20 protein-coding genes are annotated in these 22,037 nt (G+C 64.1%); 11 read left to right on the top strand and 9 right to left on the bottom strand.

Features of this window, described 5'->3' with window-relative positions; all coding sequences use genetic code 11:
- Nucleotides 1-12: 12 nt before the first annotated feature.
- Nucleotides 13-1,020 (bottom strand): N-acetyl-gamma-glutamyl-phosphate reductase, encoded by a 1,008-nt coding sequence (argC, locus tag AB5Y64_RS19990; RefSeq protein WP_010675690.1) that lies wholly within the window; start codon nt 1,018-1,020, stop codon nt 13-15.
- A 261-nt stretch (nt 1,021-1,281) separates the two neighbouring features.
- Here argC and argE point away from each other — a divergent pair, with 261 nt between their 5' ends.
- Together argE and ppc are read left to right on the top strand one after the other, a co-directional pair.
- Nucleotides 1,282-2,427 carry an acetylornithine deacetylase gene (argE, locus tag AB5Y64_RS19985; RefSeq protein WP_039040568.1) on the top strand — a complete coding sequence of 382 codons (1,146 nt, stop codon included), beginning with the start codon at nt 1,282-1,284 and terminating at the stop codon, nt 2,425-2,427.
- A gap of 213 nt (nt 2,428-2,640) precedes the next feature.
- On the top strand, nt 2,641-5,274 hold the full coding sequence (ppc, locus tag AB5Y64_RS19980; RefSeq protein WP_010675692.1) for a phosphoenolpyruvate carboxylase: 2,634 nt from the start codon (nt 2,641-2,643) through the stop codon (nt 5,272-5,274).
- Nucleotides 5,275-5,440: 166 nt separating this feature from the next.
- Here ppc and AB5Y64_RS19975 read toward each other — a convergent pair whose 3' ends face one another.
- Complete coding sequence (locus AB5Y64_RS19975; protein ID WP_042014802.1) at nt 5,441-6,922, bottom strand: sensor domain-containing diguanylate cyclase; 1,482 nt, start codon at nt 6,920-6,922, stop codon at nt 5,441-5,443.
- Between the two features lie 181 nt (nt 6,923-7,103).
- On the opposite strand from AB5Y64_RS19975, the gene ybaK reads away from it, so the two are divergent.
- Complete coding sequence (gene ybaK, locus AB5Y64_RS19970) at nt 7,104-7,574, top strand: Cys-tRNA(Pro) deacylase (protein WP_010675694.1); 471 nt, start codon at nt 7,104-7,106, stop codon at nt 7,572-7,574.
- A 125-nt stretch (nt 7,575-7,699) separates the two neighbouring features.
- On the opposite strand, the gene AB5Y64_RS19965 is transcribed toward ybaK, so the two are convergent.
- Genes AB5Y64_RS19965 through AB5Y64_RS19955 form a run of 3 tightly spaced genes read right to left on the bottom strand, consistent with a single transcriptional unit; the run spans nt 7,700 to nt 9,380 of the window.
- Nucleotides 7,700-8,467 (bottom strand): GNAT family N-acetyltransferase, encoded by a 768-nt coding sequence (locus AB5Y64_RS19965; protein WP_234704033.1) that lies wholly within the window; start codon nt 8,465-8,467, stop codon nt 7,700-7,702.
- Nucleotides 8,457-8,894, bottom strand: coding sequence for a rhodanese-like domain-containing protein (locus AB5Y64_RS19960; protein ID WP_039040570.1), 438 nt, complete (start codon nt 8,892-8,894; stop codon nt 8,457-8,459). Before AB5Y64_RS19960 ends, AB5Y64_RS19965 begins: the two co-directional genes overlap by 11 nt.
- A gap of 18 nt (nt 8,895-8,912) precedes the next feature.
- The gene (locus AB5Y64_RS19955) at nt 8,913-9,380 is read right to left on the bottom strand and encodes an OsmC family protein (RefSeq protein WP_039040571.1); all 468 of its coding nucleotides are present in this window, start codon (nt 9,378-9,380) and stop codon (nt 8,913-8,915) included.
- Between the two features lie 252 nt (nt 9,381-9,632).
- On the opposite strand from AB5Y64_RS19955, the gene AB5Y64_RS19950 reads away from it, so the two are divergent.
- The 3 genes from AB5Y64_RS19950 (at nt 9,633) to AB5Y64_RS19940 (ending at nt 12,861) form a co-directional block, all read left to right on the top strand.
- Nucleotides 9,633-11,060 carry a PLP-dependent aminotransferase family protein gene (locus AB5Y64_RS19950; RefSeq protein WP_039040572.1) on the top strand — a complete coding sequence of 476 codons (1,428 nt, stop codon included), beginning with the start codon at nt 9,633-9,635 and terminating at the stop codon, nt 11,058-11,060.
- A gap of 102 nt (nt 11,061-11,162) precedes the next feature.
- Nucleotides 11,163-12,047 (top strand): hypothetical protein, encoded by an 885-nt coding sequence (locus AB5Y64_RS19945; protein WP_039040613.1) that lies wholly within the window; start codon nt 11,163-11,165, stop codon nt 12,045-12,047.
- Between the two features lie 37 nt (nt 12,048-12,084).
- Entirely contained in the window at nt 12,085-12,861 is a 777-nt protein-coding gene (locus AB5Y64_RS19940; protein ID WP_010675700.1) for an ABC transporter substrate-binding protein, read from the top strand.
- 15 nt (nt 12,862-12,876) lie between these two features.
- On the opposite strand, the gene AB5Y64_RS19935 is transcribed toward AB5Y64_RS19940, so the two are convergent.
- Nucleotides 12,877-13,752, bottom strand: a complete 876-nt coding sequence (locus tag AB5Y64_RS19935) for a LysR family transcriptional regulator (RefSeq protein ID WP_039040573.1) — start codon at nt 13,750-13,752, stop codon at nt 12,877-12,879.
- Nucleotides 13,753-13,880: 128 nt separating this feature from the next.
- Between AB5Y64_RS19935 and AB5Y64_RS19930 the strand changes: the two genes are divergently transcribed.
- Nucleotides 13,881-14,282: a CidA/LrgA family protein gene (locus tag AB5Y64_RS19930; protein WP_039040574.1), complete on the top strand. Its 402-nt coding sequence runs from the start codon at nt 13,881-13,883 to the stop codon at nt 14,280-14,282.
- Complete coding sequence (locus AB5Y64_RS19925) at nt 14,275-14,964, top strand: LrgB family protein (RefSeq protein ID WP_010675703.1); 690 nt, start codon at nt 14,275-14,277, stop codon at nt 14,962-14,964. Before AB5Y64_RS19930 ends, AB5Y64_RS19925 begins: the two co-directional genes overlap by 8 nt.
- A 67-nt stretch (nt 14,965-15,031) precedes the next feature.
- Here the strand turns inward: AB5Y64_RS19925 and AB5Y64_RS19920 are convergent, their stop codons facing one another.
- Nucleotides 15,032-17,485 (bottom strand): bifunctional aspartate kinase/homoserine dehydrogenase II, encoded by a 2,454-nt coding sequence (locus AB5Y64_RS19920; protein ID WP_368204367.1) that lies wholly within the window; start codon nt 17,483-17,485, stop codon nt 15,032-15,034.
- Nucleotides 17,485-18,663, bottom strand: coding sequence for a cystathionine gamma-synthase (gene metB, locus AB5Y64_RS19915; protein WP_368204365.1), 1,179 nt, complete (start codon nt 18,661-18,663; stop codon nt 17,485-17,487). The genes AB5Y64_RS19920 and metB overlap by 1 nt, the downstream gene beginning before the upstream one ends.
- A gap of 223 nt (nt 18,664-18,886) precedes the next feature.
- Between metB and metJ the strand changes: the two genes are divergently transcribed.
- The 3 genes from metJ (at nt 18,887) to AB5Y64_RS19900 (ending at nt 20,427) form a co-directional block, all read left to right on the top strand.
- Entirely contained in the window at nt 18,887-19,210 is a 324-nt protein-coding gene (gene metJ, locus AB5Y64_RS19910) for a met regulon transcriptional regulator MetJ (protein ID WP_005327165.1), read from the top strand.
- 35 nt (nt 19,211-19,245) lie between these two features.
- Nucleotides 19,246-20,004: an AraC family transcriptional regulator gene (locus AB5Y64_RS19905; RefSeq protein ID WP_324029485.1), complete on the top strand. Its 759-nt coding sequence runs from the start codon at nt 19,246-19,248 to the stop codon at nt 20,002-20,004.
- A gap of 84 nt (nt 20,005-20,088) precedes the next feature.
- Nucleotides 20,089-20,427 (top strand): tRNA-binding protein, encoded by a 339-nt coding sequence (locus AB5Y64_RS19900; RefSeq protein WP_010675707.1) that lies wholly within the window; start codon nt 20,089-20,091, stop codon nt 20,425-20,427.
- Between the two features lie 82 nt (nt 20,428-20,509).
- Here the strand turns inward: AB5Y64_RS19900 and AB5Y64_RS19895 are convergent, their stop codons facing one another.
- Nucleotides 20,510-21,778: an aromatic amino acid transport family protein gene (locus tag AB5Y64_RS19895; protein ID WP_029314815.1), complete on the bottom strand. Its 1,269-nt coding sequence runs from the start codon at nt 21,776-21,778 to the stop codon at nt 20,510-20,512.
- Between the last annotated feature and the right edge of the window lie 259 nt (nt 21,779-22,037).

Raw genomic sequence — 22,037 nt, 5'->3', positions numbered from 1 at the left:
TTTCTTAAAGCGTTAAATCAGGCCGGTGGCCGGTTCAAAACCAAACTTGATATTTATGCACTGCATGGCTTGCGAGGCGGCCCCCTTGAGCAGGTTGTCGATGGCAGAAACCACCACCAGCATGTTGCCCTGCTGCTGCCAGGCGATGTCGCAGTAGGGCGTGCTCGCCACGCCACGGATGGAGGGCATCTGGCCGGTGAGGCGTACCAGCGGCTTGCCTTCGTAGGCCTTGAGGTAGGCCTGATCCACCTGGGTCGGCGTCACCCCTTCCGCCAGTTGCACATAGATGGTGGCCAGGATGCCCCGCACATAGTTGCCGAGGTGGGGCTGGAACAGCACCTCCTTGCCGAGGTGGTGGCTGATCTCCGGCTGGTGCCTGTGATTGAAGGTGCCGTAGGGATTGAGGCTCACTTCGCAGAAACTGGTGTTGATGGCGGCCTTGCGACCGGCCCCGGAGACGCCGGAAACCGCATTGATGATGGGCTGCCACCCCTGGGCAATCAGCCCGGCCTGTTGCAGCGGCTTGAGGGCGCACAGGGAGGCGGTCGGGTAGCATCCCGGCACGGCAATCAGCTGGGCGGCCTTGACGGCATCGGCATTCCACTCGGCCAGACCGTAGGCGGCCTGCTCCAGCCACTGCTCATTCTCGTGGGTGAAGCCGTAGAAGGAGGAGTAGAACTGCTGATCGTTGACCCGGAAGGCACCGGAGAGATCGAACACCGGCAACCCCTTGGCCAGGAACTTGGGCGCGAGTTCCGCACTCACCTCGTGAGCAGTAGCCAGCACCACCAGATCGGCCTGGGTCAGGATCCGGGTCATGCCGTCTTCGTCCAGAGGCAGCAGCGGCTGATCCAGCTTGCCCACCCACTGGGGATGCAGGGAAGAGAAACGTTTGTGGGCGTCCTGGCTGCCGGCGGAAACATAGAGGCCGAACAGCTCGAGTTGTGGATGGTTCTGGACCAGAGCGGCCAGTTCGGCCCCCGCGTAGCCACTGGCACCGACGATAACGGTCTTAAGCATGTTTGAGTATTCCAAGTCTGGGTTCGAAATTCACAGCATGGTGCTGCGGTGCAAGGGGTCGGCTATCGCCCCTTTGATGCAACGAGTGCGGAGGGGCAATTCAGGCGGATATGCGTCGTCGGTTACAGATCAGGTGACAGAACATTAACTTTCCCTTACAACTAGAGGCCTTGTCGATGAGCACTCGAACAGAATATTCATGCACTCACTTTGCATTTGTATTTTCTAACAGAAACACTCCGGGGACGCAAGGAGGAGCTGATGGCCAAACTGGATTTTTTTTCACTTTATAAGAATATTATTGCGATTCCCTCTATCAGCAGCACGGATACTCGCTGGGATCAGAGCAACGAGGCGGTGATCCGGCTGCTGGCCGACTGGTTCGGCCAGCTTGGGTTCCAGTGCGAGGTCACGGCCCTGCCGGATCTGCCGGGCAAGTTCAACCTGGTGGCGACCTATGGTCAGGGAGAAGGGGGGCTGCTGCTCGCGGGTCACACGGATACCGTTCCCTTCGATGAAGGAGCCTGGACCAAAGACCCCTTCAAGGTGACCGAAGAGGGCAACCGCCTGTACGGGCTCGGCACCATCGACATGAAGGGCTTCTTCGCCTTTATCGTGGAAGCGCTCAAGGAGGTCGACCTCAAGACCCTGAGCAAGCCGCTGCGCATCCTGGCCACCGCCGATGAAGAGACCACCATGGCCGGGGCCCGCGCCATCGCCGCCGCAGCCGAACTCAAACCCGACTACGCGGTGATCGGCGAACCCACCGGGCTGGTGCCCGTGGTGGCCCACAAGGGCCACATGTCGGAAGCCATTCGCATCACAGGCCGAAGCGGCCACAGTTCGGATCCCGCCAACGGCGTCAACGCCATGGAGATCATGCACAAGGCCATGGGTCAGGTGCTCAGGCTCCAGCAGGATCTGAAGGAGAAGTACGCGGATCACCGCTTCGCCGTGCCCCAGCCCACCCTGAACCTCGGCTACATCCAGGGGGGCGACAGCCCGAACCGCATCTGCGGCTGCTGCGAGCTGCACATCGACATGCGTCCCACCCCGCAGGTGGGTCCCGACGAGCTGATGGGCATGTTGAAAGAGGCGCTCTCCCCCATCGAGATCCACCAGCCCGGCTGCCTGCACCTGCAGCACCTGCACGAACCCATTCCGGCCTATGCCTGCCAGGATGACTCCGAGCTGGTGCGGGAGGCGGAAAAGGCGAGCGGCCGGGCCGCCGAGTCCGTGAACTATTGCACCGAAGCCCCCTTTATCCAGCAACTGGGTTGCGAGACCATAGTGATGGGCCCAGGCCATATCACCCAGGCCCACCAGCCCGATGAATACCTGGATCTGTCGTTCGTCAAGCCGACCACGGCGGTGCTGCAGCACCTGATCAGGCGCTTCTGCGTCTAGCCAAATAGGGATGTAAGTAAGTTACATGACAGGCGCCTTGGGACAGGTGAGGGAAATACATGTTCTGAATCGGCTTGTTATTTGACCTTGCGCAGACAATCTGGGTAGATTGTCCCCCTAAGATGACGGAGCATATGTTGTAATCGCACAACAATAAGTGAGGTCGCCTCCCGCCTGGAAGGTCAGGAGGCACCAACAAAATAAGGATGTGGAATGAACGAAAAGTACGCCGCACTACGGGCCAACGTAGGCATGTTGGGCCAACTGCTGGGTAAATCCATCAAGGATCATCAGGGGCAGGCCTTCCTCGACAAGATTGAGACCATTCGCCAACTTGCCAAGTCTTCCCGCAAGGGGAACGAGGCAGACAGAGAGCGCCTGCTCGACACCCTGCGTACCCTCTCCGATGACGAACTGCTGCCCGTGGCCCGTGCCTTCAGCCAGTTCCTCAACCTGGCGAACGTGGCGGAGCAGTTCCACACCATCTCCCGTCGCTGCGAAGAGCAGGTCTGCACCCCGGACCCGCTGGAGCAGATGTTCGACAAGCTGAAAGCCTCCAACCTGTCCCAGGAGGCCATCATCCAGGCCGTGCGCGAGCTGGACATCGATCTGGTGCTGACCGCTCACCCCACCGAGGTGACCCGTCGCACCCTGATCCACAAGCACGTGCAGCTCAACGACTGCCTCGAGGCCCTGGAACTCTCCGATCTGCTGCCCCGCGAGCGGGACAAGATCCAGAGTCGCATCGAGCAACTGGTCAACCAGGCCTGGCACACCAACGAGATCCGCGAACAGCGCCCGACCCCGGTGGACGAAGCCAAGTGGGGCTTCGCCGTGGTGGAAAACAGCCTGTGGCCGGCCATCCCCGAATTCATGCGCAATCTGGACGAGCGCCTGCAACACCATCTGGGTGTGCGGCTGCCGCTGGATGCCGCGCCGGTCAAGTTCACCTCCTGGATGGGCGGTGACCGCGACGGCAACCCCTTCGTCACCGCCAAGGTGACCGCCGAAGTGCTGGAGCTGGGCCGCTGGATGGCGGTGAGCCTGTTCTACAAGGACATCAAGGAGCTCACCTCCGAGCTCTCCATGGCCGATTGCACTGACGCCGTGCGTGCCCGGGTCGGTGATAACCCGGAACCCTATCGCGCCCTGGTGCGGGAGCTGCGCGAGCAACTGCGCGAGACCCAGGAGTACCTGACCGCCAAGGTACAGGGCCAGGCGAGCGAGAGCCGGGATCTGGTCAAGAGCACCGCCCAGCTGCGCGAGCCCCTGGAGCTCTGCTACCACTCCCTGCACGCCTGCGGCATGGGCAACATCGCCGACGGCATGCTGCTGGACGTGCTGCGCAAGCTGGCCTGCTTCGGCATCCACCTGGTCAAGCTGGACATCCGTCAGGATGGCGAGCGTCACGGCCAGGTCTTCTCCGAGCTGACCCGCTACCTGGGTGTGGGCGACTACGCCGAGTGGAGCGAAGAGGACAAGCAGGCCTTCCTGCTGCGCGAGCTGAACTCCCGCCGCCCCCTCATCCCGAGCGACTGGGATCCCAGTGCCGAGACCCGCGAGACCATCGACACCTGTCGCGTCATCGCCCAGCACGACCCCGATGCGTTCGGCATCTATATCATCTCCATGGCCGGTGCCCCGTCCGATGTCTTGGCGGTCCAGCTGTTGCTGAAGGAAGCCGGCTGCAAGTTCCGCATGCCGGTAGCCCCGCTGTTCGAGACTCAGGAAGACCTGATGGCGGGCACCGCCGTGATGGAACGCCTGCTGTCGGTGGACTGGTATCGCGGTTACATCCAGGGCCGTCAGTACGTGATGATCGGCTACTCCGACTCCGCCAAGGATGCGGGCATGATGGCCGCAGGCTGGGCCCAGTACGCCGCCATGGAATCCCTGGTGGCGCTGGCTGAAGCCAACAACATCCGCCTCACCCTGTTCCATGGCCGCGGCGGTACCGTCGGCCGTGGCGGCGCCCCCGCCCATCAGGCGATCCTCTCCCAACCCCCGGGATCCCTGCGCGGCGGCCTGCGGGTCACCGAACAGGGGGAGATGATCCGCTTCAAGTTCGGCCTGCCGAAAGTGGCCATCCAGAGCCTGAACCTCTACACCAGCGCCGTGCTGGAGGGGAACCTGCTGCCGCCGCCCAAGCCGAAAGAGAGCTGGCGCGCCGTGATGGAGCAGCTGGCGTCTGTCTCCTGCGATCACTACCGCAGTATCGTGCGCGGTCACCCGGACTTCGTGCCTTACTTCCGTGCTGCCACCCCGGAGATGGAGCTCGGCAAGCTGCCGCTCGGTTCCCGCCCCGCCAAGCGCAAGCCCAACGGCGGTGTCGAGAGCCTGCGCGCCATCCCCTGGATCTTCGCCTGGACCCAGAACCGGCTGATGTTGCCGGCCTGGCTCGGCGCCCACAAGGGATTGCAACAGGCCATCGACGACGGCCAGAAGAGCGTGCTGGACGAGATGAGCCGCCAGTGGCCCTTCTTCCGCACCCGTCTCGAAATGCTGGAGATGGTGTTCCTCAAGGCCGACCTCTGGCTGGCGGAATACTATGACACCCGCCTGGTACCGGAGAACCTGTGGGCACTCGGCAAGCAGCTGCGTCAGGAGCTTGCCGACTCCATCGAAGTGGTGCTGAAACTGCGCCCGCAGGGCGACCTGCTGGACGATCAGCCCTGGATCAAGGAGTCCATCAAGCTGCGCAACCCCTACACAGACCCGCTCAATGTGCTGCAGGCCGAGCTGCTCAATCGCTCCCGCAACCACCCGGAGACCCTGCACCCCGAGCTGGATCAGGCGCTGATGGTCACCATCGCCGGCATCGCCGCCGGCATGCGCAACACCGGCTGATCCCGGACCGTTGCAAACAAGGGCGCCCCGGCGCCCTTTTTCGTCTCTGCCGGGCACGGGGATCCCGATATTGCCGCCAGCACAGCCCCCTCTAAGGGAAAAAAACATCCACAACAAACAGGGCGCCATGATGGCGCCCTGTTTTATTTCGCGATATAGCCTTTCATCAGGAGACCTGGTTGCGACCACGACGTTTTGCCTCGTAAAGTCGCTGGTCCACACACTGAAGCCAGTCATCCATGCGCCTGTAACTCATCTGATAGGGTGTGAGCCCCACGCTGATGGTGACGGTGATCGCCTGATGCTGGTACAGGAAGGTGTGCTGCTCCACCTGGCGCCGGATGCGCTCCATGATGGTGTGGGCCTCCTCCAGGGTCGTGCCCCGCAGCAGCAGGATGAACTCCTCCCCGCCAAATCGCGCCACCAGATCCTTGCTGCGCACCGCCTGCATCAGCAGCCCCGCCAGCGACGCCAGCACGGCATCTCCGGCAAGGTGTCCATATACATCATTGATTTGTTTGAAGAAGTCGATATCTATCAAGGCCAGGCAGCAGGCCTCCCCTTCGGCAGGATGGTGCTGGACGTGATCCAGCAACACGTTGGCCTGCTGGAAAAAGCTGCTGCGGTTGGGCAGCTTGGTCAAGAAGTCATGCTCGGCGTTGAAGCGCAGCACCCGCTCCATGCGACTGCGCTCGTCCTCCAGGTTGCGGGCGTGGATAAGGGTGCCAAGGGCCGTGGTGAGGGGCTCGAGCAGGCTGACATGGGTCTCGTCAAAGCCACCCGGGCGGTTGGCCAGAGCGATCATGCCGATCGCCTCTCCCTTGTGGCGGATGGGAATGCCGAGGAAGCTCTCCAGGTGCGGATGACCACGGGGGGAGACACCGCGACTGGCTGGATGGCTCGGCAGATCGTTGCAGCACACCAGGGTATTGTGGGTCACCACGTGCCCAAACAGGTTGTCGAGCTTGCTGAAGATGAGCCCGCCCCGGCTCTGGCGCTGCTGCTCATACCAGGCATGGGTCGCCTCGTCCCAGGAGACATTGGAGATGGAGGGAACATAGAGACTGGGACGACCATCCTCGTACTGGATGATGCCGATGAAACCATAGGAGCTTTCGCTCACGCTCAGCAGCCGCTCGAAGACGGTGTCGCAGGCGGAGCCGAGATTGCGATCGAGCAGAAAACTCTGGTGCGCGGCCACCACGATGTCAAACAGCTGGCTCTGCTGCTCGACCCGCTGCTTGGCCATCACAGCCGAGGTAATGTCGTGCGCCAGCTTGACCACCCCCAGCAGGGTGCCGGCCTCGTCGCTCACGGGCATGTAGGTGGCATGGAGCCAGAGGGGGCTGCCACCTTGCCTGACCCGGCGAAACTCCCCCGACTGGATCTCGCCACCCAATACCTTCTGCCAGAAGAGATCATGCTCTGCCTGCAGATCCGGCGGCAACAGCATGAGATGGGACTGGCCCACCAGCGCTTCGGGGGGATAGCCCAGCATGTCGCAAAACAGGGGGTTGACCGACACCATGCGACCATCGAGATCGAACTCGACCATGCCATAGGCCCGATCAAGGGCGGTCAGCCTGGCAAGGGTCTCATATCGATCCATCGCGTCGATATCGCGAGCGCAAAGTGCTGTGGTATTCATGGCTACGATTCCTTTCGATCGCCGGCGCATTGCATTGGAATGCGGGGACAAGTGCCCAAATCATAGGATCCGGCACCCGGTTACGCTAACACAGGCCCCGATTGGGTGTGAAGACTGGTTCTTGCCACATCCGGCTCCCGGGCGCAGACTGTCTGGCCTTGCCACGGTTCGAGGAGACCCCATGACACCCGCCATCAACTTGCTGAAAAAGCTCAAGATCCCCCACAGGCTCTACCCCTACGAGTGTGAAGCCCACGACGACTTCGGCAAGCATGCCGCCACCCAACTGGGTCTGCCCGAGGCGCAGGTGTTCAAGACCCTGCTCGCCCATCACGACAAGCAGGCGGTGGTGGCCATCGTGCCCTCCTCGGGCATGTGCAGCCTCAAGCAGCTCGCCAAGGCCACCGGGCTCAAGAAGGTGGAGATGATGAAGCCGGCGGAAGCCGAAAAGCTGACCGGCTACAAGGTGGGTGGCATCAGCCCCCTGGCCCAGAAGAAGCTGCTGCCCACCGTGCTGGACGACTCCGCCATGGCCTTCGACGAGATCCTGGTGAGCGGTGGCAAGCGGGGGCTCTCGGTCGGCGTGGCCCCCGGGGACATGGTTCGGCTGATGAACTGGATTGCGGCCCCCATCGGCGATCACCACGACTAAACAAACAGAAGAGGCACCATGACTGGCGCCTCTTGCGTCTGGATGTCGGATCTGGCGCCTTGCGGGCGAAGCGCCCAAGGAACCCGACCGGAAACCGCCCCGTCCCGGCGGGTGATCTGCCGCCCTCAACACGCCGCAGAGCGGTAGGCGGCGGTCAGTTCGGAGAGTCGGCGACGCTGACGCCCGGCATGGTCGAAGTTGCCGTCCTCCAGCCAGCGCTCGAAGCACCCTTTCAGGGCGGGCCACTCGCTGTCGATGACGGAGAACCAGGCCGTATCCCGGTTGTGTCCCTTGTCCACCCGCGCCTGACGGAAGGTCCCCTCATAGTGAAAGCCCAGGCGCAGGGCCGCCTGGCGCGAAGGCAGGTTCAGGGCATTGCACTTCCATTCATAGCGCCGGTATCCCAGGGCAAAGGCATTGGCCATCATCAACACCATGGCCGCCGTCGCCAGCCGTGACTGCTGCATGGCGGGGGAGAAGTGCAGCCAGCCCACCTCGATGCTGCCCGCCAGGGGATCGATGCGCAGGTAGCTCGCCAGCCCCAGCGCCCGTCCGCTCCCCTCGTCGATGATGCCGTAGAACTGGGGATCCCGCTTGGTGGCGACCTCCCGCAGCCAGACCCCCATGGCGGCCTCGTCCGCGAAAGGGCCGCTGGTCAGGTAAGTCCACATGGCCCCGCTGTCGGCACTGAATGCCTGCCACAGATCCCCCAGGTGGCGCTCGGGATCAAGGGGCTCGAGACGACAGCCCCAGCCATGCAGTGCGCGGTGGGGAGGGAACTCGGCGCCGCGCCATTCTGGCAGCGCACGCCCCAGAGGCTGCCCAAAGTCGTTGAAAAGGGCGGCACCGGGCAGGGAGGCGTCGCCCCCCTCATTGCAACGTTCAACAGGCACAGGCAATTCCCCCTTCCAGCAGCACTCCGGGCTCGCTGCCCGTGGCGACGGCGAAACCGTCCTGACGCCACCAGTGCAGACCCCCTATCAACTCCTTGACCTCAAACCCGAGGGACGCCAGCTTGTAGGCCCCCTGGGTCGAACCGTTGCAGCCGATGCCGTCGCAATAGCAGACATACACCAGGTTCCGGTCCAGTGCCGCCGTGGTCGTCGCCGTCATGGTCCTGTGGGGGAAGGAGATGGCGCCGGGAATGTGCCCCTCGGCATAGTGTGCGGGGGAGCGGGTATCGATGACCACGATCCCCGCCGCCCCGGCCAGCAGATCGGCGGCCAGATCCGCCGGATCGGTACGAAACTTCAGCTGGGCCTCGAAAAAGGCGCTGGCTTCGGCGGCCCCTGCCACCCCTGTGCTCAATACATGACTCATCCTGAACGCTCCTGATGACTAGATGACGATCTCTGTGGTGACGACGGTGTTGACCGAGTTGGCGATGAAGCACTCCTCATGGGCCTGGTGGTGCAACTGCTCCAGATCCGCCAAGGCGGGCTCCCGCTCTCCCCCGAAGATCACCCTGGGACGCAGGGTGACCCGGGTCATGGCGAGGCGACCTTGTCCGTTTTTCGCCATGATGCCGACCGCTTCGTCCCGGTAGCTCTCTACCCGATAGCCCGCCTTCGCCGCCAGCCAGAGGAAGGTGAGCATGTGGCAACTGGAGAGGGCCGCCACAAACGCCTCTTCCGGGTCCACATGTTCCGCCACCGAGTAAGGCAGCGGCACCACATGGGGAGAGGAGGAGGCCGGCACCCTGACCCCGCCATCAAACGCCCACTCATGGGCCCGGCTGTAACGCTGATCGACGAAGGGCTCATGCTCCCCCCGCTGCCAACTGATGGTGGCACTGTATTCCGACATGCAGACTCCTTGTGTTGCCAATCCGTGCCGCCTGCTGGCGCCACCCTGTGACCACCAATGTAGCGACAAAATGGCCTTGCCACGCCGACCAATTTTGCCAATATGGGCAGACCAATTTCATCGAGCCGCCACCATGACCATCCACCCCACCCGCTCTGCCCGTCGGTCGCCAGCCCCACAGCCGCGCCATGCCCTGCGGGCAGGATCCCTGCCTCGAAAGGGGCGCAACCCCCGCGCCAACGGGAGCGCATCATGACCGTTCTGCCAACGCTCTTCGCCAGCCAGCAGCAAGGGGATCTGCCCCTGCACGAACAACTGGTGCGTACCCTGCGCGAGGCCATCCTGGCGGGCCACCTGCCCCTGCACAGCCGCCTGCCCGCCAGCCGTCTCCTGGCCCGGGATCTCGGGATCTCCCGCAGCACGGTGGAACTGGCCTATGGCCGGCTCGAGGCGGAGGGGTATCTGGTGCGCAAGGTGGGCGCCGGCAGCTTTGTCGCCCTGGCGGCGGTGCGCCCCGCGCCGCGCCCGCCCCAGTCAGCGGCTGGCCTCTCCCGCCGCGGCCAGGAGATGGCCCTGGGTGGCGCCTGTCACGACGTGCCCGAGGTGGGCACCACCTTTGCTTCCAGCCAGCCGGATCCCCGTCTCTTCCCCCAGGCACTCTGGGGTCGGCTGATGCAGCAACAGTGGCGCCAGCGCGCCAGCGACTGGATGAACTACGGGGATCCCCAGGGGCTTGGGGAACTTCGCGCCGCCATCAGCAGCTATCTGGTGCAGTCCCGCGGCGTGGTGTGCGAGCCGGATCAGATCCTGATCCTCACCAGCTCCCAGCAGGGGATCCTGCTGGCGACCCAGTTGCTCATCGATGCCGGTGACACCGTCTGGGTGGAAGACCCCGGTTATCCCGGGGCTCGCACCGCCATGGAGAGCGCCGGTGCCCGGGTGCATCCGGTGCCGGTGGATGAAGAGGGGCTCAACCCTCATGGGGATCATCCTGCACCGCGCCTCATCTACTGCACCCCGGCACACCAGTATCCCCTTGGCGTCCCCATGAGCCTGCCCCGCCGCATGGCGCTGCTGGCCGAGGCAGAGCGTCACGGCGCCTGGATCCTGGAAGACGATTACGATGGGGAGTACCAGTATGATCAGCGTCCCCTGCCCGCCCTGCAGGGGCTCGACGGCCAGGGGCGGGTGATCTATGTGGGCACCTTCAGCAAGGTGCTGTTCGGCTCGCTGCGCCTCGCCTACCTGGTGCTGCCCAGGCCGCTGATGGACTCCTTCTGCCGCGCCCGGGCCGCCGTCGACGGCCACAGCAACCAGTTGCAGCAAGCGGTCACGGCAGACTTCATCCGGGGCGGGCACTTCGCCACCCACCTGCGCCAGAGCCGCCTCCTCTACCAGAGCAGACGGGATCTGCTGCTGGCGGAACTGGCCGAGCACTGCCCGGGGCTCACCCCCATCCACAGCGGCGCCGGCCTGCAGTGCGCCGTGCTGCTGCCCCCCGGTGGCGAGGCGCGCTGGACCAATGCCGCCAATACCTGCGGGTTGGGGCTGCGCCATCTGGGCCAGTTCTACCTGGGCCCGCCGACACTGGAGGGGTGGCTGCTCGGCTTCGGCTGCCTCGACAACCAGACGCTGCGCCAACTCTGTCGTCGCCTGGGTCTCTTGATGAAATCCGCATGACCCCCTTCTCAAGAGGTCAGATCTGCCAGAGCCTGATAGCGCTGTGTCGACGGGAATGGCCCGTCTATACTGGGCACAATCCCGTTGCCGAACCCGGTCAAGATGCATCGAATCCTGCTCCTTTTGCTCGCCCTCTCCCTCCCGTCCCTCACGATGGCGGCCACCCGCTTCACCCTGATCACCGGGGAAACCCAACAGGATGTCCGCATGAATTATTACCGGGCGGCGATGCGGCTGGCGCTGGAGAAAACACGTCCTGAGTACGGCGACTATGAACTGCTCGACGCCATCAGGATGAACAAGGCGAGGATGCGGCTCGAAGTGCAAACGCCGGGCAAGAATGCCCTCTTCATCGTCGACAGCTGGCCCCAGGAGATCCCTCAACCCGGCGTCACCCTGGTCCCCTTCCCCATCGATCTGGGCGTGCTCGGCTACCGGGTCTGTTTTGTCGGCAGCGCCCGTGCCCAGGCCCTGGCCGGGGTTCACACCCTGTCCCAGTTGCAGCAGTTCACACAAGGGGTGGGCACCGGCTGGCGGGATGCCGACATCCTTCGCTACAACGGCTTCAGGGTGCAGGAGGTGGATAACTATGAGTCACTGTTTCGCCTGGTGGCCCGTGGCCGGATCGATCTCTTCTGCCGTGGTGCCAACGAGATATTGAGCGAGTGGAAAATCCACAGACCCGGCCTGCCGGGGCTGACCGTGGATAGCCATGTCGCCCTCTTCTATCCGCTCATCCACTCCCTCTATAGCCACGCCACCTACAGCAAGGAGCGCGAGCGCCTTTTGCGCGGCCTGCAACTGGCCTGGAAAGATGGCTCCCTGCAGCGCCTCTGGCGCCATCATTTCCAGCCTTCCCTGGTCTTTGCCCGGCTCGATTCACGCCAGATCTTCCGGCTGACCAACCCGCAGTTGCCCGACGAGAGCACCGACTACCGCTCCTATCTCTATGACCCGATGAGGGATGACTTTGGCATCGCTCCCTGACTGGCTCGCCGGTTCTCCCCTGTCAGGCAGGCTCCCCTTGCACACTCTCTGCCTGGCGCTGCTGCTCTGGTTGCTGCCGACCTGCGTCATGGCCGCCCCCGGCAGCATTCGTGCCTGCATGGAGAACAGCGATTCGCCTCCCTGGTTGCTGATGTCCGGCGAGGGGATAGTGCAGTTCCACCTCAAGGAGGTGGCAAACCGGATCGGGCATCCCATCATTCTCACCCCCCTTCCCTGGAAACGCTGCCTCTCCCTCGTCAGCCAGGGCCAGCTCGATGCCGCAGTCAAGCTGAGCTACAGCGAAGAGCGTGCTCGCACCATAGGGGTCTATCCCATGCGACAGGGGGCACCTGATCCCGCCAAGCGCCTGCTCACCGAGAGCTACAGCCTCTACCAGCCAAAAGGCGGACAGGTTCGCTGGGATGGCCGGCAGCTCGTCGCCCATGGCGTCATTGCGGCGCAGTCCGGTTTCTCCATCGTCGCCCAGCTGCAGGAGAGCGGTGTCAGGGTGGATGACTCCAGCAGGGAGCCACTGATCCTGCTCAAGAAGGTCGCGATGCAGCGCGCCGTTGCCGCCGCCCTGCAAACCGGGGTCGCAGAACGGACCCTGGCCGCCCACCCGCAGCTGCAGGCCACACTCGAGCGGATCACCCCTCCCCTGGTCGAAAAACCCTACTACCTCATCTTCTCCCACCCCTTCCATCAGGCCCACCCCGATCTCAGCCAACAGGTGTGGGACGAGATTGAGGAGGTGCGACACTCCGCAGCCTATGCCCGCTTCGTCACAGGCATGGCGTCACCGGGGACCCCCTAACCCCAGGCCCGCCCCTCAGCCCTGCTCGCGGCACAGGGCAAGCCAGGCCTCGGCGGTGCGGGAGAGGTAGCGATCCCCTGGCCAGATCACCCCGAGTCGCCAGCTCAGCGCCGGGGCCAGAGGGCGCAACACCAGCCCATCCGGCGTCAGCCGCCGGCAGATGGGCTCCGGCAGGAAGGCGACCCCCATACCGCTTCGTACCATGGCGGTGAGAAAGTCCCACTGGCTGCTGCGGGCCGCCACCTGAGGCACGAACCCGGCTTGCTCGCAGGCCTGCTCCAGCCGCTCGCTCAGGGTGAAGGCCTGGGTATAGAGCAGGAAGGGTTCGTCCCGCAGAGCCTCCAGCCGGATCTCGCCCCCCTCGCGCCAGCGGGGCAGGTCCGGTAGCACCACCCGGATGGGGTAACTGTCCAGATCCAGGGCGCAGAGAGCCCCCTCTTCCCTGGTCGGCAGCATGGTGATGGCGAGATCCAGCTCCCCCGCCAGCACCGCCTGCTCGATGCGCCGCCCGCCATATTCGACGATGGAGAGCTCCACGCCGGGGTAGCGGCTGCGATAGGTACGAATGAGATCCGCATAGACATGGCCCACCATGGGCGGGATGCCGAGGGCAAGACGCCCGGATTGCAGGCTCTGCAGATCCGCCAGCTCCGCCTCCAGCTGCTGCATCTCCGCCAGGATGGTCTGGGCCCGATTGAACAGCACCTGGCCGCTGTCGGTCAGGGTGAAGCGGCGACCGACCCGGCTCAGCAGGGGCTGGCCCAGCTCCTCTTCCATGTTGCGGATCATTTTGCTGATGGTGGGCTGGGTGACGAACAGCTTCTCGGAGGCGCGGGTGAAGCTCTGCTCCCGCACCAGCTCGACGAAGTAACGCAGGGCTCGAATATCCATGGTGCTCTCTTGACGGGGATGGCTGGCTAAATCATGCCTCTTTGGCATGATTTTGATAATTTAAATTCATTTTTTGCAGGTTTTGTCCCTCTCTATACTGTGAGCAGGTTCACAGAAAGACGCTTGCCATGAAAACCCTCTGCCTTCGCTGGTTGCAAACCCCCTTCCAAATCGCCCTGCTGGCGGCCATCTGGTTGCTGGCCGACATCGCAGTGCGCACCTTGCACCTGCCCCTGCCCGCCAATCTCACCGGCATGTTGCTGCTGCTGGTCTGCATCCTGCTCGGGGTGGTCAAGGCCCAGTGGTTCAGTGCCGGGGCCCGCTGGCTGCTGGCGGAGATGCTGCTCTTCTTCGTCCCGGCCGTGGTGGCCGTGGTCAACTATCAGGAGCTGCTGCTGCAGGAGGGGTGGCGCATCATGGTGGTCCTCATCGTCAGCACCGTGCTGGTGCTCGGCACCACGGCCCTGGTGGTGGACAGGGTCTATCGCCTCGAGCTGAAGCTGGCCCGCCGGAGTCGCCGCCATGTCTGACACCCTGCTCGGCCTGCTCTGCTTCGCCCTGACCCTGCTCTTCTACTACGCCAGCAAGTGGCTCTATGGCAAAAAGCGCATCCTGCCCCTGATGCCGCTGCTGCTGGCCCCCACCCTGCTGGTGGCCGTGGTGATGTTGTTCCACATTCCCTACCGGGACTACATGGCCGAATCCCACTGGCTGCTCTGGCTGCTGGGCCCTGCCACCGTCGCCTTCGCGGTGCCCGTCTACGAGAATCGCCAGCTGATGCGCCGCCACTGGCTTTCCCTCTCGGTCGGGGTCGTGGCGTCCGTGGTGATGGCGGTGGGCAGCACAGTGCTGCTGGCCCGCTGGCTCAACCTCTCCGAGCTGTTGCAGCGCAGCATGGCCATGAGATCCATCACCACCCCCTTCGCGGTGGAGGCGACCCGTTCCGTGGGTGGCAACGCCGATCTCACCGCCCTGTTCGTGGTGCTGACAGGCGTCATCGGCATGGCGGTGGGAGAAAGCGTGCTCACCGTGCTCGCCATCCGCAGCCGCCTCGGCAAAGGCGCGGGCTTTGGTGCCTCGGCCCACGGGGCCGGGACAGCCAGGGCCTATCAGATGGGCAACGAGGAGGGGGTGGTCTCCAGCATGGTGATGATGATCGCCGGCATGGCCACCGTGCTGCTCGCCCCCCTCCTGGGCCGGCTGTTCTGGTAACACCGCCACCCGATAACAGAAGAGGCGCCCTGGGGCGCCTCTTCTCATTGCATCGTGTCACGCAGCCTCAGAGGCTGGCGCAGATCTGCCACAGATCGTACTGGATGGCGGCGGCCGTCACTTCCCGGCCCGCTCCCGGCCCCTGGATCACCAGGGGGTTGGTGCGATAGCTGTCGCTCTCGATGGCGAACACATTGTCGCAGGGCAAGAGGTTGGCAAACGGGTGATGGGGCTCCAGCGCCTCCAGCCCGACGCGGGCCTTGCCGTCGTGCTCGAAGCGGGCGACATAACGCAGCACCTTGCCGACCCGGCGCGCCCCCTCGAAGGCGGTCTGGATAGGGTCATCCAGCTCCTTGAGCCTGTCCATGAACTGATCGGCGGTCACCTTGCGCAGGGCCACCGGCACCAGATTCTCCAGCTCGATATCGGCGGAGTCGAGCTCGAAGCCCGCCTCCCGCGCCAGGATGAGCAGCTTGCGGCGCACATCCTGACCGGAGAGATCCTCCCGGGGATCCGGCTCGGTCAGGCCGTGCTGCCACGCCTCGTCCACCAGTTCGGAGAAGGGGCGAGTGCCGTCATACTGCTGGAACAGCCAGGAGAGGGTGCCGGAGAAGATGCCGGAGACCCCCTGGATGCGGTCACCGCTCTGGCGCAGCATCTGGATGCTGGACTGGATGGGCAGCCCGGCCCCCACGGTGGCGTTGTAGCGCCACTGCACCTGGTGGTCGCGACAGGTCTGCTTGATGCGCTGGTAAAACTCGCTGTCGGCGGCACCGGCAAACTTGTTGGCGGCGATGATGTGAATGCCGAGCTGGGCAAAGTCCGGGTAGTAGCGGCTCACCGTCTCGCTGGCGGTCATGTCGAGCGCGATCAGGGAGTCAAAACTGTGCTGCTCCAGCTGGGAGAGCAGCTCCGGCCAGATGAGCGGCTTGGGATGGAAGTTGTCCTGTACCTTGAGGGGATCCAGCCCCTCTTCGTCCAGCAGCCCGCCCTTGGAGTCGAAGACCCCGTAGAGGGTGAGCGCCAGATTGAGCTCATGCTCGAGGCGCGCCTTCTCGCGGGCATAGAGCCCCAGCCAGTGACCGCCGATATTGCCTTTGCCGAACACCACCAGCCCGACCCGGGTCGGGCGGCTGAACAGGGCACTGTGCAGAGCGATGAGCAGCGGCTCCAGCACGATCTGGCGCAGCACGGCCACCAGGCTCAGGCCGTCTTTGGCCACCTGCACGAACTCCAGAGGCTGATCCGCCAGCAGCTGGTAGAAGCGGTGGCACTGCTCGGCATTGTCGGTGACGCCGGCCCCCACTAGGGCGACCAGGCTGAACCCCTCCTTCTGGATGAGGCCGGTAAAGTTGCCCTGCAACTGGAAGTCACGGAGCACCTCGAAGGCCCCTTGTGCCACCTCCAGGGTGTAGGCCAGACGCAGGACCCGCCGATCCGGCTGGCGCTGCAGGGTGAGCGGATGGAGGCGATGGCGGGCCAGATGGGCCTCGATGGCCGCTACTGTCTGCTCAAAGTCAGTCTGCGGCAGCACCTTGAGCTCGATGAGGGCTATCTGATCCACCGAGGAGACGATGCGGGCACCGCCGGAGCGGGGCGCACGGCGCAGGATGTGGGTGCAGCCTTCGTCCGGATTGTAGCTGCAGCGCAGAGTGAGGCGCTGACGGCTGTCGGCCACCGGCTGCAGGGTACGCGAATGCAGCACCGAGGAGCCCAGGCGCGCCAGCTCGTTGGCCTCGGCCAGGCTCAGGCGCTCCAGCAGACGCGCCTCTTTCACCCGGCGCGGGTCGGCACTGTAGACCCCGGCCACGTCGCTCCAGATGGTGGTGGACTCCCCGTCCGCCAGCGCCGCCAGGAGGCTGGCACTGTAGTCGGAGCCGTTGCGTCCCAACAGCAGGGAACGCCCCTCCATGTCGGCGGCGATGAAGCCGGTCACCACGATGCGACCGGCGTGCTCGGCCAGGCGGGCCTTGAGCAGCTCGCTGGAGAGGGCGGTATCCACCTTGATAAGGGCGCCGTCTTCTGCGCGCAGGAAGCTGCGAGCATCGAGCCAGGCGGCCACCTCACCCCGGCTGGTGAGCAGGGCAGCCAGCAGGCGGGCGGACCACACCTCGCCAAAGGCGAGCAGGCCGTTGCGCTCGAAGCGGTCAAACTGCCCCTCCAGAGTCTTGGCGATCAGCTGCATGTCGTCCGTCAGTTGCTTGCTCAGATCGAGGTGAAGCTCCCCTTCCAGCAGGCCGTCGATCAGGCTCTGCTGATAGGCGTGCAGGGCGGTGATGGCTTCCCCGGCGGCTTCGTCCCCCGCCTCGGCCAGCTCCACCAGCTGGATCAGCCGGTTGGTGGTCTTGCCCGCGGCGGAGACCACCACCAGCTCGTTGCCCCCCACCTGTTGCTCGACGATGCTGGCGACCCGGCGATAACAGACCGGATCCGCCAGGCTGCTGCCGCCGAACTTGTGTACATGGCGCCGCTTGAAGACTGCCTCTGTTGCCACCACACACTCTCCTTGTTGTTGTTCCATTACTTCACCTGCTCTGCCTGTTGTGCCAACTGCGCCTGTTCAAACCCCTGGGCCAGATCGGCCACCAGATCCTCACCGTGTTCGATCCCCACCGACAGGCGCAGCAACTGGGCACTGATACCCGCCGCCTGCTGGGCCGCAGGGGTCATGGCCCTGTGGGTCATGCTGGCCGGATGGGCCACCAGACTCTCCACCCCGCCGAGGGACTCCGCCACCGAGAAGAGGCGCAGCCCCGCGAGGAAGGCGCGCAGCCCCGTCTCGTTGCAATCGAGCTCAAAACTTAGCATGGTGCCAAAGCCGGACTGTTGACGGCGCGCAATGTCGTGGCCTGGATGGCTCGGCAGGCTGGGATGATAGATCCGCTTGACCAGCGGCTGCTGCTGCAAGAAGGCGAGGATGCGATCCGTGTTCTCCTGATGGGTGCGCAGGCGCGGAGCCAGGGTGCGCAGGCCCCGCAGGGTGAGGTAGGAGTCAAAGGCACCGGAAGTGAGCCCCAGGCAGTTGGCCCACCACACCAGGGAGTCGGCCAGAGCCTGATCCTTGGCGATCGCCACACCCCCTACCACGTCGGAGTGGCCGTTGATGTACTTGGTGGTGGAGTGGACCACCACGTCGGCACCAAGGGCCAGGGGCTGTTGCAGCAAGGGGGAGAGGAAGGTGTTGTCCACCACCACCTGGGCCCCCACCCCGTGGGAGGCCTCGGCGATGGCGGCGATGTCCACCACCCGCAGCAGCGGGTTGGAGGGGGTCTCCACCCACACCAGTGCGGGTTTCTGGGCCAGCGCGGCGGCCAGCGCCCCCTCGTCTCCCTGATCCACGAACTGCACCTGGTAGTGGCCCTTGGCCGCCAGATACTCGAACAGGCGCCAGGTACCGCCGTAGCAGTCGTGGGGGGCGATCAGCAGATCCCCCGCCTTGAGCAGAGCCGTGGTCACCAGGTGAACGGCCCCCATGCCGGTGCCGGTCACCACGGCGCCGGCCCCCCCTTCCAGGGCCGCCAGGGCGTCTGCCAGATTGGTGCGGGTCGGGTTGCCGGAGCGGGCATAGTCGTATTGACGGGGCTCGCCAAAGTCGGCAAAGGTGTAGTTGCTGGAGAGATAGATGGGGGGCACCACGGCACCGTGCTGCGTGTCTGTCTCAATCCCGGTCCGTACCGCCAGGGTGGCCTTGTGGGTCATGTCACTCTCCTTGATGGGTTGCCGGAGCCGGTCCGCCTCGTGGGTCGTCCAGCCCCGCTCTCATTTTCGCTGGCCGGACTGCCGGCCCATGGTGCACCACACTACGCCACCTTAAAAAAGCCGTCAACACTTCTAGACGTCTAAATGGCTTTGCTGTTGGATTGCCATTGAATTCCTTAAGGGTTAAAATCCGCGCTCACGGCCAAACGACTACAGGTGGAACATGGGTACAGAGTGGAACGGCGACTACGTCAGCCCCTATGCAGAGCACGGCAAGAAGAGCGAACAGGTCAAGAAGATAACCGTCTCGATCCCGCTCAAGGTGCTGAAGGTGTTGACCGATGAGCGCACCCGTCGCCAGGTGAACAACCTGCGTCATGCGACCAACAGCGAGCTGCTCTGCGAAGCCTTCCTGCACGCCTTCACCGGCCAGCCGCTGCCCTGTGACGACGACCTGCGCAAGGATCATCCGGACAGCGTCCCCGCCGAGGCCCGCGCCATCATGGAAGCCCTTGGCAAAGAGATCGAAGACTTCGACGCCGAGTAATGCGGCTGCCCATGGCAAACGATGCATCCCTTTCAATGACGCGGCCCGGTGCCGCGTCATGCTTATCTGCCACCTCCCCCTTCAGCCTGCGTCACTACCAGAGCGACATGCAGAGCCACAGTCATGACCACGCCCAGCTGGTGATCCCACTCGTCGGCCCCCTCGAGATCGAGGTGCAGGGTCGGGGATGTCGCCTCGCCCCCGGTTTTGCCTGCATCATCGCCCCTGGCCTTCGCCACGACTACGCCGCCGACCCGGCGCACGTGTTTCTGGTGCAGGAGAGCCACTGGCTGCCGGCAGCCCTGGGGGACCACCCCTTCGTCGAGCTGGATGAGGCTCAGCGCCACTACCTCGCCTTCCTGCACCGCATGGTGGCCGAGGGGCGCCACGTGGCCGGCATGGATCAGGTGTGGCTCGGGCTGCTGACCGAGGGACGCGGCATGGGCCCCGCCGTCGCTCCCCGCATAGCCCCTCGTATCGCCAAGGTGCAGCGTCATATGGAAGCCCACCTCGCAGACCCCCTCACCAACGAGGAACTCGCCGCCATCGCCTGCCTCGGCCTGAGCCAGTTCAAACACGCCTTTCGCCAGCAGGTGGGCACGAGCGTCTCCCACTACCTCAGGATGCGGCGCATGGCGCTGGCCCGCACCCTGCTGGCCCAGACCGCCCTGCCCATAGGCGAGGTGGCCAGCCGCTGCGGCTACCAGAACCAGGGAGCCTTTGCCGAGCGCTTCCTGGCCGAGACCGGACTGACCCCTTCCCTCTGGCGCCGGCAAAACGGCTGCCTGCCGTAATCGGTCGGCTCTTTGCCGAAGACAATCCCCGGGCATTCGAGGCATGCTGAGGCTCATGCAAGGTATGAGCAACGAGGAGCCAAGATGCAGACCATAAGCTGGCAGGATTTCGAGATGGTGGAGCTCAGGGTGGGCACCCTGGTGCGGGTCGAGCCCTTCCCCGAGGCGCGCCGCCCCGCCTACAAGGTGTGGGCGGATTTCGGCCCCGAGCTCGGGGTGCGCAAGAGCAGCGCCCAGATCACCGACCTCTATCGACCGGAGGATCTGGTGGGCCGCCAGATCGTCGCCGTGGTGAACTTTCCTCCCAAGCAGATAGGCCCCATCCAGTCGGAGTTTCTGCTGACCGGCTTCTATCGCCCGGATGGCGCCGTGGTGATCGCCATCCCCGAGCAGGCGGTGGAGAACGGCGCCAAGCTGGGGTGAGACACGGCAAGGCAACCAGAGAGCAGAAACAAGAGAGGCGACCCCCGGGGTCGCCTCTCTTGTTTGATGCAGACGGCCTGGCTTATTTCAGCAGGCTGAACAGCAGGGCCGAGACCGCCAGGGCACCGGTCAGCAGGATGAAGCCGTTGACCCAACGGTGACGGAAACGGGCCAGCGCCTCCACCTTGTAGATGGCCACCACCGGCATGATGAAGAGGATCATGGCGATGACGGGGCCGGAGAGGGTCTCCATCAACCCCAGAATGCCCGGGTTGATGATGGCGGCGCCCCAGATGGCGAAGAACATCAGGGCGATGCCGAGCTTGTCCGCCTTCGCCAGCGGCAGGCCGGTGGGCTTGGCGATCAGGCTTTTCAGGCTTTCGCGGGCACCGAGGAAGTGGCCGAGGAAGGAGGAGCTGATGGCGATAAAGGCGATGAGCGGCCCCAGGGTCACGATCACCGGGTTGTCGGTGATGTTGGCGAGATAGGAGAGCACGGAGACGTTCTGGGCCTTGGCCTCGGCCAACTGAGCCGGGGAGAGGCTCAGCACGCAGGAGAAGACGAAGAAGAGCACGAAGCCCACCAGCATGACGGTGGTGTTGCGCAGGATCAGGCCGCTCTTGGTTTCGGCCTGCTCCCCGTATTCCCGGCGCTGCACGTTGGCAAAGCCCGAGATGGCGGCGGCGTGGCTGAAGGCGAACACGGTGACCGGCAGCGCCAGCCAGACGGTGTTGAGGAAGCTCGTGCCTTCAAAGGCGGTCACTTCCGGCCACTGCCACTGGGGAATGAGGTAGCAGGAGAGGGCCAGCAGGATCGCAGCCAGCGGGTAGACCATGACGGCGAAGGCCCGCAGCATCGCCTTCTCGCCGGCCAGCATCACGGCGATCATGGCGAACACCAGCACGCCGGAGAGCATCACCCGATCCGGGGAGGCCAGGCCGAGCTGGTTGACCATGAAGCTCTCCACCGTGTTGGTCAGCCCGACGCCGTAGATGAGCAGGATCGGGAAGATGGAGAGGAAATAGAGCGCCGAGATGAGGCGCCCGGCCATCTTGCCGAAGTGCTCCTCGGCCACCTCGGTGAAATCGGCCTGGGGGCGCGACGACGATAGCACGAAACGCGCCAACCCGCGGTGGGCCAGGAAGGTCATGGGACCGGCCAGCACGGCGACGATGATGAGGGGCCAGATCCCCCCCAGACCCAGGTTGATGGGCAGGAACAGAATGCCGGCGCCGACGGCGGTGCCGAACAGGCTGATGACCCAGTGGGTGTCGTGGCGACGCCAGCCGGTGCTGGCCATGGTGGAGGGGGAACCGGACAGCTCCCGTGAGACGTCTGCAGATAAACTCATCGATAAATCACTTTTACGTAGTATTAAAATCTAAAAACATTGTGCTCCTTTAGCATTTAATTCTCAAAAATGGAGACTGGCAGATCTCACTGGCAAAGCCCTGTTCCACCAGTGAGATTGGGAGGAAATTTCACCCCGAATTATTCAATTAATCCTGACATTAACCAAAAGTTAGGAATATAAAACCAAAATTAAAACCGACGTCGATTTTTTGTTTCGATGAAATGCATGTTTTCAGAATTAACTGAAATTTATACCA

The sequence above is a fragment of the Aeromonas sp. R5-1 genome (assembly GCF_040908265.1).
Taxonomy (GTDB): domain Bacteria; phylum Pseudomonadota; class Gammaproteobacteria; order Enterobacterales; family Aeromonadaceae; genus Aeromonas; species Aeromonas caviae.
The sequence above is the reverse complement of the archived record's forward strand: the minus strand, read 5'-3'. Positions and strand labels throughout refer to the sequence as shown.